The 18529-nt window shown below is 75.3% G+C and carries 14 protein-coding genes; 7 read left to right on the forward strand and 7 right to left on the reverse strand.

Annotation, left to right across the window (positions count from 1 at the left end; genetic code table 11):
• Positions 1–214: 214 nt before the first annotated feature.
• Positions 215–1234, forward strand: coding sequence for an MsnO8 family LLM class oxidoreductase (locus tag Q0840_RS16630; protein WP_298461524.1), 1020 nt, complete (start codon positions 215–217; stop codon positions 1232–1234).
• A 100-nt stretch (positions 1235–1334) separates the two neighbouring features.
• On the opposite strand, the gene Q0840_RS16635 is transcribed toward Q0840_RS16630, so the two are convergent.
• The gene (locus Q0840_RS16635) at positions 1335–2402 is read right to left on the reverse strand and encodes a LacI family DNA-binding transcriptional regulator (protein WP_298461527.1); all 1068 of its coding nucleotides are present in this window, start codon (positions 2400–2402) and stop codon (positions 1335–1337) included.
• Between the two features lie 270 nt (positions 2403–2672).
• On the opposite strand from Q0840_RS16635, the gene Q0840_RS16640 reads away from it, so the two are divergent.
• The 4 genes from Q0840_RS16640 to Q0840_RS16655 are packed head-to-tail and all read left to right on the forward strand — an operon-like array spanning position 2673 to position 6821.
• A complete protein-coding gene (locus Q0840_RS16640) occupies positions 2673–4001 on the forward strand; it encodes an ABC transporter substrate-binding protein (protein ID WP_298461530.1) in 1329 nt (442 codons plus the stop codon).
• Between the two features lie 6 nt (positions 4002–4007).
• Entirely contained in the window at positions 4008–4973 is a 966-nt protein-coding gene (locus Q0840_RS16645; protein ID WP_298461533.1) for a carbohydrate ABC transporter permease, read from the forward strand.
• Complete coding sequence (locus Q0840_RS16650; protein ID WP_298461537.1) at positions 4970–5794, forward strand: carbohydrate ABC transporter permease; 825 nt, start codon at positions 4970–4972, stop codon at positions 5792–5794. The genes Q0840_RS16645 and Q0840_RS16650 overlap by 4 nt, the downstream gene beginning before the upstream one ends.
• Position 5795: 1 nt before the next feature.
• Positions 5796–6821, forward strand: a complete 1026-nt coding sequence (locus Q0840_RS16655; protein ID WP_298461539.1) for an alpha/beta hydrolase — start codon at positions 5796–5798, stop codon at positions 6819–6821.
• A 103-nt stretch (positions 6822–6924) separates the two neighbouring features.
• Here Q0840_RS16655 and Q0840_RS16660 read toward each other — a convergent pair whose 3' ends face one another.
• From Q0840_RS16660 to Q0840_RS16675, 4 genes are all read right to left on the reverse strand, one after another.
• Positions 6925–7860: a PHB depolymerase family esterase gene (locus tag Q0840_RS16660; protein WP_298461542.1), complete on the reverse strand. Its 936-nt coding sequence runs from the start codon at positions 7858–7860 to the stop codon at positions 6925–6927.
• The gene (gene mprF, locus Q0840_RS16665) at positions 7857–10589 is read right to left on the reverse strand and encodes a bifunctional lysylphosphatidylglycerol flippase/synthetase MprF (RefSeq protein WP_298461545.1); all 2733 of its coding nucleotides are present in this window, start codon (positions 10587–10589) and stop codon (positions 7857–7859) included. The genes Q0840_RS16660 and mprF overlap by 4 nt, the downstream gene beginning before the upstream one ends.
• A 117-nt stretch (positions 10590–10706) precedes the next feature.
• Positions 10707–12230: an MDR family MFS transporter gene (locus tag Q0840_RS16670; protein ID WP_298461548.1), complete on the reverse strand. Its 1524-nt coding sequence runs from the start codon at positions 12228–12230 to the stop codon at positions 10707–10709.
• A 215-nt stretch (positions 12231–12445) separates the two neighbouring features.
• A complete protein-coding gene (locus Q0840_RS16675) occupies positions 12446–13798 on the reverse strand; it encodes a hypothetical protein (protein ID WP_298461551.1) in 1353 nt (450 codons plus the stop codon).
• Positions 13799–14039: 241 nt separating this feature from the next.
• On the opposite strand from Q0840_RS16675, the gene Q0840_RS16680 reads away from it, so the two are divergent.
• Positions 14040–15671, forward strand: coding sequence for a cation:proton antiporter family protein (locus Q0840_RS16680; RefSeq protein ID WP_298461554.1), 1632 nt, complete (start codon positions 14040–14042; stop codon positions 15669–15671).
• Between the two features lie 13 nt (positions 15672–15684).
• Here Q0840_RS16680 and Q0840_RS16685 read toward each other — a convergent pair whose 3' ends face one another.
• On the reverse strand, positions 15685–16302 hold the full coding sequence (locus Q0840_RS16685) for a LysE/ArgO family amino acid transporter (RefSeq protein ID WP_298461556.1): 618 nt from the start codon (positions 16300–16302) through the stop codon (positions 15685–15687).
• A gap of 72 nt (positions 16303–16374) precedes the next feature.
• Between Q0840_RS16685 and Q0840_RS16690 the strand changes: the two genes are divergently transcribed.
• On the forward strand, positions 16375–17259 hold the full coding sequence (locus tag Q0840_RS16690) for a LysR family transcriptional regulator ArgP (protein ID WP_298461559.1): 885 nt from the start codon (positions 16375–16377) through the stop codon (positions 17257–17259).
• Positions 17260–17288: 29 nt separating this feature from the next.
• On the opposite strand, the gene Q0840_RS16695 is transcribed toward Q0840_RS16690, so the two are convergent.
• Positions 17289–18515: a trans-acting enoyl reductase family protein gene (locus Q0840_RS16695; RefSeq protein ID WP_298461562.1), complete on the reverse strand. Its 1227-nt coding sequence runs from the start codon at positions 18513–18515 to the stop codon at positions 17289–17291.
• Positions 18516–18529 lie beyond the last annotated feature (14 nt).

Below are 18529 nucleotides of genomic sequence, written 5' to 3' on the forward strand. Positions count from 1 at the left end.
CACGATAGATCCGGGCGTGCACCTGCGTGAAGCATCCATCGGGGTGGCCGGACTGTGCACTCGGGCTCCGGTGCCGGGTCCCGCTGGAGTCCAGCCACCCGACGCCACGGAACCCGGCTCACGCCGGAACCGCCATGGAAGCCGGGGCGATCCAGGCTGCGGCACGACGGCGTCGCGACGGAACAACGACCTCCCGCCCCACGCTGCACCCGTCGTGCCCCTCGCTGCCCCGCCCCGCCTCTCCCTCCTGGACCGGTCCCGCACCCGTGCCGGCGAGCCCGACACCGCCGCTCTCCGCAACACCGTCGCGCGTGCGGCCCACGCCGAGCGGCTGGGGTACGACCGCTTCTGGGTGGCCGAGCACCACGGGGTGCCGGGGATCGCGAGCGCGGCGCCGGCGGTGCTGCTGGCGGCGGTCGCCGGGGCGACGTCGGCCTTCCGGCTCGGGTCGGCGGGGGTGATGCTGCCGCACCACCAGCCGCTCGTGGTGGCCGAGCAGTTCGCCATGCTGTCCGCGTTCGCGCCGGGCCGGGTCGATCTGGGTCTGGGGCGGTCGCCGGGGTTCACGGCGCCGGTGCGTCGGGCACTGCGGCAGGTCGAGCAGGACTTCGCCGCGGACCTGGCCGAGCTGCGGGGCTTTCTCGACGGGACGGCGGAGATCACCGTGCGACCGCAGCCGGCCGGCGCCGTGCCGATGTACGTGCTGGCGACGGGCAGCGGTCTGCAGGTCGCCGCCGAGCTCGGGCTGCCGGTGATCGTCGGCGGCCCGCTGCTGGGGGTGGGCGGTGACCCGGCGCCGGGGGTGGAGGCGCTGGCCGGGTACCGGCGGGCGTTCCGGCCGTCCCCGCAGCAGCCGGAGCCGTGGGTGGCGGTCAGCCTGGATGTGCTCGTCGCGGACACCGCCGCCGAGGCGGCGGACCTGCTGCTGCCGGAGGCGTGGGCGATGGCGCAGAGCCGGACCACCGGGGTGTTCGGGCCGCTGGAGCCGGTGGCCGCCGTGCGGGCCGCCACCCCGACCTCGCGTCAGCAGCGGTACCTGGAGCAGACCGCCGCAGCGGCGATCACCGGCACGCCGGCCCAGGTGGAGCGCCGGCTCGCCGAGCTGCTGGACCGCACGGGGGCCGCCGAGCTGGTCGCGGCCGGCAGCACCTTCGACCGCGACGCCCTCGCTGCCTCGGACGCCGCCCTCGCCGCCGTGCTCGGCCATCGTCAGACCGCGACGCCTGCACCATGACGCCTCGTCATCAGGGACCGCCGGATGACGGTCACCCGGTCCCGGGACCTCCGCCGTGCCCCGCGCCCCACGGCCGCCCGCCCCCCGGTGGCGCGAGGCGTCACGGGCGCGTCGAGCAGGTGGCGACCGATCCGCGGGTGCGCAGCGGCATGGGCAGCCGCTCCACACCGCTCGGCGCCTCGCCGGTGCCGGCCCGCGCCCGCACCACCTCCAGCAGGATCTCGACCGCGCGCCGCCCGAGCTGCTCGTGCGGCAGACCGAAGGTGGTCAGGCCCGGCCGCAGCCAGTCCGCGAGGGGGTGGTCGTCGAAGGAGACGATCGAGACGTCCGACGGCACGGCCAGCCCGGCCTCCTGCAGCGCCTGGTAGGCGCCGAAGGCGAGCCGGTCGTTGAAGGTGATGATCGCGTCCTGGCCACCGCCGGCGTCGAGGATCCGCCGCGTCGCCGCGTACCCGTTGGCGGGCAGCCACTCGTCGCACAGGTGGCCGCTGACGACCTGGACCCCCGCCGCCGCGAGCACCTCGAGGATCCCGGCCAGCCGGTCGCGCCCGGCGACGGTGCCGGGGGGCACGAGGTCCGCCGTCGGGCCGGCGCCGATGACGTGGATGCGCCGGTGGCCGGCGTCCAGCAGCAGCCGGGCCGCCCGGCGGCCGGCGTCCATCTCGTCCGGGACGACCGTGGGCAGCGGGGCGTCGAGGTCCTCCCCGAGGGCGTTGAGGAGCACGGCCGGGACGGCGCCCAGGCCCGCGGGCACCGACCGCGAGCGGGTGAACATCGACGCCAGGATGATGCCGTCGACCTGCCGGTCCAGCAGGGCGTCCAGCAGCTGACGTTCGAGGGCCGGGTCGCCCTCGGTCTCCCCGATGAACAGCATGAAGCCGCGGTCGTGGGCGGCCTCGAGCGCGCCCTTGATGAGGTCGCCGGCCAGCTGCGACGTCGCCACCGTGTCCGAGACGAAGCCCAGCGTGAGGCTCGACCCCTTGCGCAGCCCCCGCGAGACGATGTTGGGCCGGTACCCCAGGTGCGCGGCGACCTCCTGGACGCGCTGCTGGGCGGCCTCGGAGATCCGCAGCTCGGAGCCGCGCCCCGACAGCACCAGGGACGCCGTCGGCGACGACACCCCGGCGCGGCGCGCGACGTCGGCCAGGGTGACTCTGCGCTGCTTCATGGGCCCCCTTCTGCGGCCCCGTCCGGGGCACGGTGCGTGGCCTCGACCCGGCGGCGGGCGGCGATGCCGACCGGCGGGTCTCGGTTGTGTCACGACTGGGCGAACGGCGTCTCGTCGCTTGACAGGCGACCGGGGACCCGCTGAGACTAACGCATGCTAACTCGGTTTAGCACGGTCGGGCGATGTGGCCCGGCCATCCAGTTCGGTGACGAAAGGGAGACGCCGGTGTCTCGAGCTCGCAGATCGACTCAGCATGTTGTCGCCACCGCGGTGCTGCTCGCCGTGGCCTCGGCGGCCGGGTGCTCCAGCCCCGGCAGCACCGCGGGTGAGGACGCCCCCGACCAGGAGACGCCCGCCGTCGCCGGGGGGACCGGCGAGGCGCCGGACTGCGGCACGGAGCCGGTGACGCTGGACGCCTACTTCGAGACGGGCTTCCCGCTGCCGAGCGTGCTCGCCGAGGAGTTCTCGACGCAGTACCCGAACGTCACGTTCGACATCCGCGAGGACCAGTTCGCCGTCCTGACCCAGAACGCGCCGCGCGTGCTCGCCGACGACCCGCCGGACCTCATGCGGCTGCCGCAGGTCTCCAACCTCGCCGAGGACGGCCTGCTGAAGAACCTCGACCCGTACGCGGAGGCCTTCGGCTGGGACGAGTGGCCGGCCTCGCAGCTCGAGCAGCTGCGCGTGGACGAGGAGGGCCGCCGCGGCGACGGGCCGCTGTACGCGATGGGCCTGAACTACTCCCTGACCGGCGTCTTCTACAACAAGCAGCTGGCCGAGCAGATCGGGATGACCGAGCCGCCGTCGACCCTCGCCGAGCTCGACGCCGCCCTGCAGGCCGCGAAGGACGCCGGCCTGACGCCGATGGCGCAGTTCAACGGCGGCGCCACCGGTGGGCTGGCGTTCCCGCTGCAGGCGCTGATGGCCTCCTACGGCGACCCGGCCGAGATCAACGACTGGATCTTCCAGTCGGAGGGCGCCACGATCCAGACCCCCGAGAACGTCGAGGCGGCCGAGCACCTGCAGCGGTGGGTCGACGCCGGCTACTTCGCCGACGACGTCAACTCGCTGGACTACGCGATGATGATGAGCCGGTTCATCGGCGGGGAGAGCGTGTTCATCTTCAACGGCGACTGGGAGTCGGGGAACCTCGACGAGCAGATGCCCGGCAACGTCGGGTTCTTCCTGATGCCGCCGCTCGAGGAGGGCGGGACGTTCGGGGCGATGTCCGCACCGCTGACGTTCGGCATCGCCGAGGGCGCCGAGAACGCGGACTGCGCGGCCTTCTTCCTCGACTGGGTGGCCACCGACGAGGCCGCCCGCACCATCGGCGTCGAGGTCGGTGGGTCGCACCCGATGGGCCCGGCCGACGCGTTCATGCCGGAGGTCGACCCCGACACCGTGACCGCGCAGACCCTCGAGGCCGGTGCCGCCCTCGGTGAGCAGGACGGGGCGATGGACTTCATCGCCAACGCCACCGGGTCGATCTACGCCAAGGGCTGGACGCCGAACCTGCAGAAGCTCGTGGCCGGCGAGCAGGACCCCGAGGGTCTGCTCGCGGCCGTGCAGGCCGAGTACGAGACGGAAGCCGGGAACTGACGCGCCATGACCCAGATCGACGTCGGTAGCGCAGCCGGCGGGGTGGGGCAGGCCGGCGTCGAGGCCGGCACGCAGAGCAGGCGCCGCGCCCTGAGGGCGCGGCGCCTGCGCCGGGGCGGGGTCGCCTACGCCCTGATCGTCCCGGCCGCCCTCGCCTACGCGCTGTTCGTGCTGCGGCCCCTCGGCCTGACGCTGCAGTTCTCGTTCTACGAGTGGGACGGCATCACGCCGTCGACCTGGGTGGGGCTGGCGAACTACGGGGCGCTGCTGACCGACCCGACCCTGTTCGGGCCGATCCTCAACGCCTTCGAGCTCATCGTGTTCTTCAGCTTCATCCCGGTCGCGCTCGGCCTGCTCACCGCCAACCTCATCCGCGGGATCGCCACCAGCAGGCTCGCCGTGGTGGCCCGGACCGTCCTGTTCCTGCCGCAGGTCATCCCGCTGGTCGCCGCCGGCATCATGTGGAGCTGGCAGCTGTCGACCAACGGGGTGGTCAACCAGATCCTGCGCCTGGTGGGCCTGGACGCCGTCACGCGCGCCTGGCTCGGGGACTTCGACACGGCGCTGGGCGCCGTCGGGGTGATCGGCGCCTGGGTGCTGCTCGGGCTGTGCATGCTGCTGCTGCTGGCCGGGATGACGAAGATCGACCCCGCCCTGTACGAGGCGGCCCGCATCGACGGCGCGGGGCCGGTGCGCGAGTTCTTCGCCATCACGCTGCCGAGCCTGCGCCAGGAGGTCGCGGTCTGCCTGACCGTGACGATCATCGCGGCGCTGGCCAGCTTCGACATCGTCTACATCTCCACCCAGGGCGGGCCGGGCAACAGCACGCTGGTCCCCGGGCTGGAGATCTACTACCTCGCCTTCTTCGAGCGGGAGGTCGGCATGGCGTCCGCGCTCGCCGTCGCGCTCATGGTCCTGGTGCTGGCCGTCGTCCTGCCGCTGCAGTGGCTGAACCGGGAGAGCGACCGATGATCGTCTCCACGCGGGAGGCGGTGTTCGGCCGCGTGCTGCTCGTCGTCCTCATGGTCGTGACCGTGCTGCCCTTCGTGAGCCTGTTCCTGACGGCCCTGCACCCGCCCGGGACCTACCCGGCCGGGCTGGCCTGGCCCGACGACCCGCACTGGTCCAACTTCGTGCTGGCGTTCCAGTCCGCGGGGATGGGGCGGCTGCTGCTGTCCAGCGTCCTGATCGTGGCGGGCGTGGTCCCGCTGTCCCTGCTCATCGCCACCCTGGCCGGCTTCGCGCTGGGCCACCTGCGGCCGCCGGGAGGACGGGCGATCTTCATCGCCTTCATCCTCGGCCTGACCCTGCCGTTCGAGGGCGTGATCATCCCGCTCTACTACCAGATGCGGGACCTGGGGCTGCTCAACACCCGGTGGGCGATCATCCTGCCGCTGATCGGCCTGTACATGCCGTTCGCGGTGTTCTGGATGCGCGCGCACTTCGTCAACATGCCCGAGGACCTGTCGGAGGCCGCGCGGATCGACGGCGCCGGCACCTGGGTGCTGTTCTGGCGCATCCACGTGCCGCTGTCGGTGCCGGCGCTGTCCTCGCTGGCGATCCTGCTGTTCCTGTGGACCTGGAACCAGTTCCTGCTGGCCGTCGTGCTCGTCGACGACCCGACCAAGCGGACGATGGCGGGAGCGCTCGGGGCGTTCCAGGGCCAGTGGGGCACGGACATCCCGTTGCTGTGCGCCGGGTCCCTGCTCATCCTCACGCCCACGCTCGCGGTGTTCCTCATCTTCCAGCGCAAGTTCGTGGCGGCGTTGCTGCAGGGATCCCTGAAGGGCTGACGTGACGACCCCTCCGCCCTTCGACCCCGAGCTCGCGGTCGCCCTCGGCGCCCGCCCGGAGCTCGTCGTCACGTCGCTGGCCCCCGCCGACATCCCGGCGCTGCGCCGGCAGGCGGTCGAGCCGGACCGGGACGCGGTGACCCGGGGCGGCTGGTTCGCCGCCACGACGCACGCCGCACCCGGGGCCCTCGGCGCCCCGGACGTCCCGGTGCTGATGCTCCGGCCGGCGACGGTCCGCACCCCGGTCCCGTGCCTGGTGCACCTGCACGGCGGCGGGCTGATCACCGGGGGCCGGTACGACGACGTCGGGCCGGTGGCCGAGCTCGCGGCCGCGGTGGGCTGCGCGGTGGCGTCGATCGAGTACCGGCTGGCGCCGGAGCACCCCTACCCGGCGGCCGTGGACGACGCCTTCGCTGCGCTGTCGTGGTTGGCAGCCGACGCCGTCCGGCTCGGGATCGACCCCGACCGCGTCGTGCTGCACGGGATCAGCGCGGGGGGCGGTCTCGCGGCCGCGACCGCGCTGCTCGCCCGCGACCGGGGCGGACCGCCGGTGCTCGGCCAGCTGCTGGTGTGCCCCATGCTCGACGACCGGGACGGGTCCCCGTCGGCCCGGCAGATGGCGGGTCGTGGGGCGTGGGACCGCACCGCCAACGCCACGGCGTGGGGCGCCTACCTGGGCGACGTCGCGGGCGGCCCGGGGGTGCCCGCCTACGCCGCACCCGCGCGCGCCACGGACCTGTCCGGGCTGCCGCCGGCGTTCCTGGACGTCGGCTCGGCCGAGACGTTCCGCGACGAGGTGGTGCGGTACGCGGACCGGCTCTGGTCCGCCGGGGGAGACGCGGAGCTGCACGTGTGGCCCGGCGGCTTCCACGGGTTCGACCACTTCGCGCCCGAGGCCGCCGTCTCCCGGGACGCGCGCCACGCCCGGCGGCAGTGGCTCGCACGCCTGCTGGGGCGGGCCCCCGGCTCGCGGCCGGGGGCCGAGCCGGTGGGGGAGGCGGCCGGGCGGGTGGCCCGAGCCGGGTGACGCGGGGCGGCGCCGGGCGGCGTCGGGCGTCGGGCGGGGGCGGATGTCGGACGCCCGGCGGGCGCGGACGGCTCGGCCGACGACGGGCGGGTCGTCGCGCCGGTCAGTCCCCGGCGCCGCCGCCGCCGCCGGTGCCGATCCCGAGCACCGGGGCCACGAGGTCCGCGGTCGGCACGGTGGCGGTGCGCCCGAGCCGGCGCGGCCCCCGCCGGGGCCCGGGGACGGTGTGCCCGCCGCCGTGCACGGTGACCAGCACGACCGGCGGCCGCCCGTCCCGGGCGTAGGTCAGGGCCTCGGCCCGCAGCCCCCGGCCGGTCGCCCGCCGGGCCGGACCCGGCGGCGGCTCGACCGCCCCGGTGACCGGCGGCCCGGTGATGCCGTTGCGGCGCGCGAGGTAGGCCGCCGTGGCGGGCGCCGACGCCGACAGGCCGTCCACGTGGAACACCCGGCGGACCCACCACGGCACCCGGCCGCCGGCGTAGGGCACGACCCGGTCGGCGGTGCCGTGCACGAGCAGCACCGGGACCGGCCGGGTGGCCGGGCCGACGGGCAGCCCGAAGTCGTCCGGCGCCGGCATGGTCATCGCGACGACCGCGGCGCCGGCGAGGGGCGGGTGGTCGACGTGCAGCAGGCTCAGGGCCATGAGGCCGCCGTTGGAGAACCCGACGGCGTGGACGCGGTCGGGGTCGGTGCCGTGGGTGTCGGCCAGCCGGTCGACCACGGCCCGGACGAAGGCGACGTCGTCCACGCCGTCGCGTCGCGCCGGGAACCGGTTGCGGCGCCGGGCGTCGTTCCAGGCGCCCCGGTAGCCGTCGAGGTAGGCGACGACGGCGCCGTCCCGGGCGGCCAGCACGTCCAGCGCCGCGCCGGTGACGCGGCGCAGCCCGGCGCCGTCCTGCCGGGAGCCGTGCAGCACGAGCACCAGGTCCCGCCCGGGCGGCGCCTCGCGCGACCCGACGACGACGAGCGTCCGGTCGCGGTCCCCGGCGCGGACGCCGGCCCGGACCACCACCGGGCCGGCGGACCGGCGGGCCGTCACGCCGCCTGGTCCGCGGGGACCTCGGCGCCGGTCGCGGCCTCGCTCCGGGGAGCGGGCACGGTGCCCGCCCGCGTCCCCGGCAGGTTCGCCCACACCCGCCGTCGGGCCTGGGCCCCGGCCACCTGCCACAGCTGGCGCACCACGGCGGCGTCGGCGGTGCGCAGCCCGGCCGACACCCCGCGCATCCCGCCGCCGATGAGCGTCGCGACGTTGAGCATCGTGGTGGGGAACGCCAGCCCGGGCGGCGCGGCGACCCAGCGCTCCTCCCAGCGCGGGTGGAAGCACTCCTTGAAGTGCCGCACCCCGCGGAAGTTGTAGAAGGCGTCGCCGTGCGTGAAGACGAGCCGGCCGATGCGGTCCCAGAAGGGCGCCGTGGCGTCGGTGCACAGCCCGGACAGCGGCGCCATGCCGAGGCTGAAGGTCGCGTACCCGCGCTCCTTGGCCCACAGCATGACCTCGACGAACAGGTAGTTCATGACGTTGGGCACGTCCGTGCGCACCTGGCGCATGAGGTCGATCGCGACCTCACCCTCCCCGTCGCCGACCCACAGCGTCGCGAACGCGATGATCCGGCCCTCCAGGCGCACCACGGCCAGCGGGAACCGCACCACGTAGTCCTCGTCGAACGGGCCGAGGGAGAACCGCTTCTCCGACGCGCGGCGGCCGGCCAGCCACTCCTGCGAGACGGCCCGCAGCTCGGGCAGCAGCGGGCGGACCGCCTCGGGCGGGAGGACCTCGACGCTGCAGCCGGCCCGCTCGTTGATGCTGCGCCAGCGCCGCATCTTCGCCCGGTCGCGGCCCTCGAGGCCGAAGGTGCCGAGGTCGATCAGGGCCTCCTCGCCGAGCTTGCTCAGGCCGAGCCCGAGCTCGCGGTAGGTGGGGACCAGGGCGTCGCCGACGCCGTAGAGCACCGGCCGCCCGTCGTGCCTCTCGGCCCGCTCGACGAAGGCGGTCAGCAGCTCGCGGAACTGCGCGGGGTCGCCCACGGGGTCGCCCATGCTCACCCAGCTGCGGCCCTCCACCCCGTACATGAGGAACGCGTCCCCGCCCGCGCTGAACAGCAGGCGCTTGTCCCCGGTGAAGGCGAGGTGGGCCGTGGCGCGGCCGAACCGGCGGACGACGTCCTCGGCGCGGGCGAGGTCCCGCTCGTCGCCGGTGGCCGGCCCCGGCACCACGGGCGCCAGCAGCCGCGCGCCCGCGAGCAGGACGCCGGCCAGCCCGACCAGCGCGACGAGGCGGGCGGACACCGGGTGCGCGCCGTCGACCACGAGCCCCCACCAGGTCGAGCTGCCGTCGGCCGCCGCGTGCAGCGCGAGCCAGGCGACCGCCGTCGTGCCGGTGCCGGCGGCCACCGCGGACCAGGTCCAGCCGCGGGAGTGGTGGAAGACGTGGCTGCGGCGGTCGAACACGGGGGCCGCCGGGACCATGAGGGCCAGCAGGCCCAGGGACACCAGGCCGGTGATGCGGGCGTCCAGCAGCAGGCACAGCGCGGTCAGCAGCACCAGCACCACCACGGTCCCCAGCCAGGCCTCGTGCAGGCGCCGGCGCAGACCCAGCGCGAGCAGCACGAGCCCCACGCCCAGCAGGCCCAGGGTCGGCCCGGAGTGGACGGGCAGCCGGTGCGTGAGGCCGGGGATCTCCCCGGTGACCACGAGCGCGGCGCCCGCACCGGCCACGACGACGGCGAGCACCCACGGGGTCAGCACGCCGGTGCGCTGCACGAGCTCGGACCGGGGAGACCCGGTGGTCGCGTCGCGCCCGCGGCGGGCCTCGAGGGTGACCAGCACGACCGCGGCGAGCAGCAGCGGCAGGACGTAGTAGACGAGGCGGAAGGCCACCAGCGCCGGCGCCAGCACCAGCGGGTCGATCGCGCCGGCCAGCAGCACGAGCAGGGCGGCCTCGAACACCCCGATGCCGCCGGGGACGTTGCTGAGCAGGCCGAGCAGGGTGGCGAGGGCGAAGGCCGCGGTGAACGGCACGAAGGGGACGTCCCAGCCGACCGGGAGCAGGAACCACAGCGCGGCGGCCATCGTCGCGACCTCGGCGGTGGACAGCAGCACCTGGGCGACGGCGAGCGGCCGCGTCGGCCGGTCGATCCGCCAGTCGCGCCAGTGCAGGGCACGCCCGCCGCGGCGGGCCCAGGCGACGTAGCCGACGACGGCCGCCAGCAGCCCGGCGCCGACGACGACGGCCGCGGCGGGCCCGATGCGCAGCGCGTCGGCGGCCCGCCCCGGCGCCGCGAGCAGGCCCACGGCGGACAGTGCCGCGAAGCCCAGACCGAGGGTCACCAGGTTGAACGCCACGATGCGGGTGATGGCGAACGCCGGCACCTGCCACGCGGAGTACACGCGGGCCCGCAGCATCGCCCCGACGACGGCGGAGGCCCCGGTCGAGTTGCCGAATGCGGTGGCCACGAACGACGCGGCCGCGTACCGCCGGTACGGCAGCCGGTGGTCGACGTACCGCAGCGCGAGGGCGTCGTACCCGGTCATCGCCCCGTACGACACCGCCGTCGCGACGACGGCCAGGGCCAGCGCCGGGGCGCCGATCCCGGCGACGTCGCCGGGCAGCTGCGACCACCGGTAGCCGTCGAGGGTCCGGTGCAGCTGCCCGATGGCCACGGCCAGCACACCGGTCACCAGCACCGGGGCGAGCGCTCGGCGCAGGGTGCGCCAGGTCGGGCCCCGTCGGGGGTGCGGGGGCGTCAGGGGTGCGGTGGTCGTCTCCATGGCACGGTACGGATCGTCCGCAGCCGCGCCGTCGTGAACGAACCGGGCGGCGGACATGGGTCGGTGCAGATGACGGCCCGCTGCGTGCGGTCGTCCATGCTGCGCCCGGCCGGACCGTCAGGCCGCCGGGACGTCGGTCGACGTGGGGGACGCCGGCCTGCGGACGAGCAGGACGGCGGGGAACAGGGTCAGCGAGAGGATCGCGGCGGCCAGGAACGCCGTCCGGACGCCGGCGATCGTGCCCTCGGCCCCGGCGGTGTCGCCGCCGGCCGCTGTGGCGGCGACGGCGACCACGGTGATGAACACCGCCGTGCCGGCCGCGGCCGCGACCTGCTGGAACGAGCCCAGGACGGCGCTGCCGTGCGAGTAGAGGCGAGGCGGGAGTGACCCGAGGCCCGCCGTCATCAAGGGCGTGAAGGTGGCGGCGAGGCCGACCATGAGCGCGATGTTGGTGCCCACCAGCAGGGCCGCCGTCGTGGTCGCGCTCACCGTGGTCAGGACCCACAGGGCGCCGCTGATCAGGACGGCGCCGGGCACCAGGAGCACGCGCGGACCGCGGGCGTCGTAGACGCGACCCACGAACGGGCTGGCGAGTCCCATCATCAGGCCACCGGGCAAGGTGATGAGCCCCGCCTGCAACGGGTCCAGCCCGAGCCCGCGCTGGGCGAACAACGGCAGGAGGATGAACGCGCCGAACATGGTTGCGGTCGCGAGCACCATCGCGCCCATGGAGACCGAGAAGATCGACGACCGGAAGACCCGCAGGTCGAGCAGGGCGCGGTCGTCGCGCTGCAGGACGATCTGGCGGAGCAGGAAGAGCAGCAGGAACAGGCCACCGACGGCGAACAGCACCCCGACCGGGATGGCCGCCTCGCCCTCGGCTGCCTCGCCGATGCTCGCCATCCCGTAGACGAGGCCGCCGAAGCCGAGCGCGGCGAGCGGGACGGACAGCAGGTCCACGCGGGCACGGGTGGTGGCAGCGACGGTGACCAGCCACCGCGCCCCCACCACGAGCGTGGTCAGGGCGATCGGCAGCACGACGAGGAAGATGCCCCGCCACCCGAAACGGCCCAGGACGTACCCCGAGAGGGTGGGGCCGAGGGCCGGGGCGACCGAGATGACGATCGAGATGTTGCCCATCATCAGGCCCCGTCGCGCCGCCGGCACGAGGGTCATCACGGTCGTCATCAGCAGCGGCATCATGATCGCCGTGCCCGACGCCTGGACGATGCGCGCACCGAGCAGCACGGCGAAGGACGGAGCGAGCGCTGCCGCGAGCGTCCCGGCGCTGAACACGCTCATCGCGAGCACGAACAGCGCGCGGGTGGGCACGCGCTGGATGAGGAACCCCGTGAGCGGGATCACCACGGCCATGGTCAGCATGTAGGCGGTCGTGAGCCACTGACCGACGCTGAGGGCGACCCCCAGGTCGTCCTGCAGCACCGGCAGCGCCACGCTCATGACGGTCTCGTTGAGGATGACGGTGAACGCGGCCACCATGAGCACGCCGATCACGCGACGGTGCCCGGGCGAGAGCCGGTCCGGGGCAGCGGGGGGCGGGTGACCGGCCGGGTCGGGCAGCTCGGTGACGTCGCGCAGGACGTCGGACCGCCCGGTGTCGGAGTCGGTACGGCTGGTCACGTGGTGCCCTTCTCGGCCGGTCGCTGCTGCACGTCGGGAGCAGTCGCTGCGACGTCGACCGGCTGAGCAGTGTAGGGCCCGGGACGGGGGCTCCACGTGTCCCGGCCGCCGGCCGAGCTCGGCGCCGCGCCCGGGACCGGCGGCAGCCGGTCGCGGTGGTGGACGGGAGCGGGCCGGTGCGTTCCGGCGACGGGTGACGTCTCGCCCGGCACGCCTCACCGGCTGCTGCTCAGCCGCCGCCGGAACATCTGCGCCGGGCTGAAGGCGAGGGTGCCGGTGCTCGGCTGGAACTTCGCCGAGCCGACGGCCTGCTCGACGCCCGCCGCGACCACCTCCCCGGACGACAGCTCCAGCGCGAGGAAGCTCACCTGGAGACCACCGGTCCACACCACCTCGGTGCTGCGGCCGCTGGGTGTGCCGGCCGACGAGCCGGCGTGGTCGATCGACACGAACAGCACGTGCGAGACGCCGCCGGTCACCGCCTTCTCCCGCAGCAGCGCGGCCACCAGGGGAGGCATCGCGCCGTCGGCGGAGGTGGTGAGCTGGGTGACGACCGTGTCGGTCGCCGTCAGGGCCGCCTCGACGACGGACAGCGCGGCCGCCGGTCGACCGTGGGTGGCCCCGCCGAGGGCCAGTGCCGCCCGGGCGTCGTCGATCCGCGTCCGCAGCTCGTCCTGCTCCTTGCCCTCCGCGGCGAGCTCGCGGTCGGCGGTGAGCAGGCGGTCGAGCTCCGCCTGCGCGCGGGCGACGGCCGCACCCAGGGTCGCGACCCGGCCGCGCAGCGCGACGGCGTCGGCCGACAGCTGCACGGCCTGCGTCCGGCACGCGGCGAGCCGCTCCAGCAGCGGTGAGTCGGGGTCCATGCCGAACCCGTCGACCCGGACCGGGACCTGGCGCGCGCGCAGGGTGCGCGCGACCTCCGCGACCAGCGGGGTGCCCTGGGCGGTCATCACCCGGCCCGTGAAGGAGTACGACGTCCGGAACATGCCCACGACGTCCGACACCGCGCCCATCAGCGCCGGCGCGGCCCCGACCAGGGACACCGCGGCCGTGGCCGCGGGCAGCAGCGCACCAGCCGCGGCGGCCAGGCCCGCGGTGGTCACGCCCAGCATGCGCATCGACGCGGCGCCGCCGACGACGTCGCCCCCCTCGGCGCCCGCGCGGCCGCCGGGAGACGGCGGTGCCGCGTCCCGGGCCGCCGCCTCGTCCTCGGCCGTCAGCACCGACCGAGCCGTCGTGAGCGTCGTCTCCAGCGCCGCGATCTGCGCCTCGGCGCCGGTGTAGCCCCAGCACGAGTGCAGGTACGCGCGGTCCTCGACCACCAGGACGGACCCGGGCCTGAGGTCCGCGACCCGGTCGACCACGGGCCCGACGACCTCGTCGAGCAGCGACAGGGCGATGAGGTCCTCCAGGCGCCCGTGCGCGTCGCCGTCGGCCGCCACGGACCCCGAGGCGGGCTTGGACTCGCTCTCCGGCAGCGCGCCGAGCGCTGCGATGAACGCCTCCAGCGGTGTGGCCTTGGTGGTGGTCGCCGCACCGTTCGACGACGCCGTGCCGTCCTGTGTCATGTCACTGTCCCTCTCCTGCGCGAACCAGCGGGTCTCGGCGACGCGGCGTGGGTGGCCCCGCCGACGGCGAGGGCACCTGCCTGCGTGTGGAGGCCCGCACGGCGGGCCTCGATGGGTCGTGGCGTCCGGGGCGTCGTCGCCCCACGGAGCAGGTCAGGTGTCCCACCGGTGATCGACCGCCGTCAAGGGGCGAGGGCGGCGTCGCGCACGCCACAATGGCCGCACCACCGGGGGAGGGCGCATGGAGCTGGGCCTGTACCTCCTGGCGGCCGTCCTCGGTGGGCTGCTCGCGACGGCGATCCGGCTGCCCCCGCTGGTGGGCTACCTCGGTGCCGGCTTCGCCCTCGGGGCGCTCGACGCACCCGAGCCGGCCGGGCTCGACCAGATCGCCGAGCTCGGCGTCGTGCTCCTGCTGTTCGCGATCGGGCTCAAGCTCGACGCCCGCACCCTGCTGCGCCGGGAGATCTGGCTCGCAGGCGGCGTGCACATGGTGCTGTCCACCGCGGTCGGGCTGGGGTTCCTCGGGCTGCTCGCCGTGGCCGGGCCGGCGCTGGTCGCCGACGAGCCGGTCGGCGGGCTCGCGCTGGTCGGGTTCGCCCTGTCGTTCTCCTCGACCGTCTTCGTCGTCAAGGTGCTGGAGGACCGGTCCGACACGACGACGCTCTACGGACGCATCGCCGTGGGGCTGCTCGTGCTCCAGGACGTCGTCGCCGTGGTCTTCATGGCGCTCGCCGGCGGCGAGGTGCCCCACGTGTGGGCGCCGGCCCTCGTCCTGGTGGTGCCCGGCGCGTGGCTGCTGCACCGGGTGTGGGACCGCATCGGCCACGGCGAGCTGCACGCGCTGTTCGGCGTGACGGTGGCGGTGGCGCTCGGCTGGGGGCTGTTCGAGGCGGCGGGTGTGCACGGTGAGCTCGGTGCGCTCCTCATGGGGATCCTGCTGGCCAAGCACCCCGGCGCCTCGGAGCTGTCCCGCTCCCTGATGACGTTCAAGGACCTCATGCTGGTCGCGTTCTTCGTCCAGATCGGCCTGCACGGCCGGCCGGACCTCGCCGACCTGCTGCTCGCCGTCGCGCTGCTGGCGGTGCTGCCGGTGCAGGTCGCGCTGTACGCGGTGCTGCTGTGGGCGATGCGGCTGCGCCGGCGCACCGCGTTCCTCACCGGGCTCGTGCTGGGCAACTTCTCCGAGTTCGGCATCATCGTCGCCGTCGTGGGTGCCTCCGTCGGGCTGCTGGACGAGCGGTGGGTGATGGTCATCTCGCTCGCCGTCGCGCTCAGCTTCGCGGTGTCCGCGCTGGTCAACCGGCGCGGCGTCGAGCTGGCCAGCCGGATGGTCGGGCTGCTGCCGCACCACAGCACCGCGCAGCTGCACCCCGACGACCGCCTCGTGGACGTGGGCCGGTCCGACGTGCTGGTGCTCGGGCTCGGCCGGATCGGCGCGGCCACCTACGCCCAGCTGCGCGACGGGTACGGGCTGTCCGTCGTCGGCGTCGAGCACGACCCGCTCCGAGCGGGCGAGCTGGCCGCCCAGGGGTTCGACGTGCTGCGCGCCGACGCCACCGACGTCGAGTTCTGGGGCCGGGTGGAGCGGGCGGGACGGGTGCAGATGGTCGTGCTCGCGATGCCGTTCCACAACGCCAACCTGATCGCGCTGGCGCGCCTGCACGCGGCCGGCTTCACCGGCAAGGTCGCCGCCGTCGCGCGCTACGACGACGACGTCGCGGAGCTGCGCCGGCACGGGGCCGACGCCGTCTTCCATCTCTACGGCTCGGCCGGCACCGCGCTCGCCGACCAGGCGGCCGAGACCCTGCTGCACCGGGAGGCCCCCGGGCACCCGCACGGGCCGGACGCCGCGCCGGGGCGCGCTCCGGGCTGAGACCGCCGGGGCGTCACGCTGCGGCCACCACGAGGGAGGCGGCCAGCGCCCACATCACGAGGGCGATGACGCCGTCGAGCACCCGCCAGGCGCGTGGCGCCGCGAACAGCGGGCGGAGGAGCGCTGCGCCGTGACCGAGGGCGGTGAACCACAAGGTGCTGCCGGCCACGGCGCCGGACGCGAACCACCACTGCTGTCCCGGGTGGCTGTGGGCGATCGAGCCGAGCAGCACCACGGTGTCCAGGTAGACGTGCGGGTTGAGCCAGGTGAGCGCCAGCACGGTGGCGAGCGTGGCGGCGACAGACGCGGGCGCGGACTCGTCGGCCGGTGTCAGCGCCCCGGGGCGCACCGCTCGACGAGCCGCCAGGACGCCGTACCCGGCGAGGAAGGCGGCTCCGGCGATGCGCACCGCGGTCAGCAGCCCGGGCCGGTCCTGGACGACCGCCCCGGCACCTGCGACCCCGGCCGCGATCAGCACCGCGTCGGAGACGACGCAGACGGCGACGACGAGGCCGACCCGCTCCCGCCGCAGTCCTTGACGCAGCACGAAGGCGTTCTGCGACCCGATGGCCACGATGAGCGAGAGGCCCAGCCCGAGCCCGGACAGGGCGGCGACGAGACTCGGATCCATGCGGACGACCGTAGGGGCGCGCAACTCGTAACGGAACTTCACGATTCTTCGCTGTCATTAGCATTGCTGTCCATGGACCTCGACCTCGCCCAGCTGCGTGCGCTCAGCGCGGCGGTCACCGCAGGAACGCTCGACGCCGCGGCCACGGCTCTGCACGTCACCCCGTCCGCCGTCAGCCAGCGGCTGCGCGCCCTGGAGGTCGCCACGGGCCGTGTGCTGCTGATCCGCAGCAAGCCGGTCCGCGTGACGGAGTCGGGCGAGGCGGTCCTGAGACTGGCTCGCCAGATCGAGCTGCTCACGCAGGACACGGCCGCCGAGCTGGCCGAGCCGTCGGCCGCGACGCGACGGACCGTGGCCATCGCCGTCAACGCCGACTCCCTGGGCACCTGGGTGCTGCCCGCCCTGGCGCCGCTGGCCGGCGAGGTGTGCTTCGACCTCCACCGTGCGGACGAGCAGCACACGGCCGCACTGCTGCGGTCGGGCGCCGTCGTCGCCGCGATCACGGCGGAGCCCGACCCCGTCGCGGGCTGCTCCGTCACGCGCCTCGGCTCGATGCGGTACCGCCCGATGGCGGCCGCTGCGTTCAGTCGGTCCTGGTTCCCGGACGGCGCGACGAGCACGGCGCTCGCCGCCGCGCCCGTCGTCGTCTTCGACCGCCAGGACGGGCTCCAGCAGGCCTACCTGGGACCACGTCTGCCCGCAGGCGTGGTCCCACCCGTGCACTACGTCCCGACGACCGCGGAGTTCCGCGCCGCGGTCGGTCTGGGCATGGGCTGGGGCATGCTGCCCGACCTGCAGACCGCCGGCGACACCGGGACGGATCTGGTCGAGGTCGACGCCGACGGCGCTGTCGACGTCACGCTGCACTGGCAGCAGTGGAAGCTCCGCTCCCCGTCACTGGACCGGACCGCTTCCGCCGTCGTCGCCGCGGCCCGCCGGCAGCTCATCCAGCACTGAGCACCGGCCTGTCGGCCGGCGAGCGCCGGTCAGCAGGGTGACGCGCTGTACGTGTGCCCCGCGGCCCGCAGCCGGTCCACGAGCACGTCGCCGATCCCGGTGGCCGGGGTGAGGCACCCGGCGCGGTCCGGCAGCCGGTCGGTGTCCAGCGCCAGGGCCAGGGCCGCCTCGCCGAGCATCACGGACGTGGCGGCGTACCCGGGGTCCCCGGGACCGGCGGCGACGGCCCGGTACCGGCGCCCCGCCGCCGTCGTCGCGCGCAGCTCCATCCGGAACCAGCCGGAGCGGCGGGTGTCCTCGTCGGGCCCCGACCCGGCCCGGGGCAGCACCCGGTCGAGCACCGCGTCCGGCGCCACGGCGATCCCCGCGGCGCCCAGCCCCAGCGCCGCCGTGACGCCGGCCGCGGTCGCCGCGCCGCCGAGGCCCCGGCCGGTGGCCATCACCTCCCCGTAGCGCAGGTCGCGCCCGTAGGCCCAGCCCTGCAGCGCGTTGGACCGCCGCACGACGCGGGAGTTGACCGACGCCATCGGGAACGCCGCGACCCAGACCCCGTCGGTCAGCCGGCGCGGACCCGGGGAGTCGGGGGGCTGCGGTCCGGACGGCTCGGCCGCGCGGTCCGGGCTGAGGGCGAACGGGTCGCCCAGCAGCCGGCGGGCCGCGGAGTCGTGGGCGGCGAGGTCCACGATGCCGCGCATCGACGCGACGGTCCCGCCGCTGACGCCGCCCCGAGCGCGGGCGACGGTCAGGACGCGGGCGAGCGGTCCGGCGTCGTCGGCCACGACGCGCCGGTGCAGGGTGAGGACGGCGAGGTCCGACGGGACCGAGTCGTACCCGCAGGCGTGCACGAGGCGCGCCCCGGTGCCCCGGGCGACGGCGTCGTACCGGTCGATCGCCTGCCGGACGAACGGCACCTCCCCGGTGAGGTCCGCGTAGTGCGTGCCCGCCCGGGCGCACGCCTCGACCACCGGCAGGCCGTGGCGCAGGTACGGGCCGACGGTGCTCACGACGACGTGTGCGGCGGCGGCCAGCGCGGCGAGCGAGGCGGGGTCCGTCGCGTCGGCGGTCAGCACCGGCCAGTCGCGGGCGCGGGCGGGCAGGCGGTCGCGGACCGCCGCCACCGTCGCGGCGGACCGCCCGGCGAGGGCCACTCGGGTCCCCGCGGGTGCGTGCCCGGCCAGGTGCTCGGCGACCAGCCGCCCGACGAAGCCGCTGGTGCCGAGGACGACGACGTCGTGGTCACGCCGGGACGGGCTCATCGGCCGATGGTCGG

The organism is uncultured Cellulomonas sp. (genome assembly GCF_947494015.1).
Taxonomy (GTDB): Bacteria; Actinomycetota; Actinomycetes; order Actinomycetales; family Cellulomonadaceae; genus Pengzhenrongella.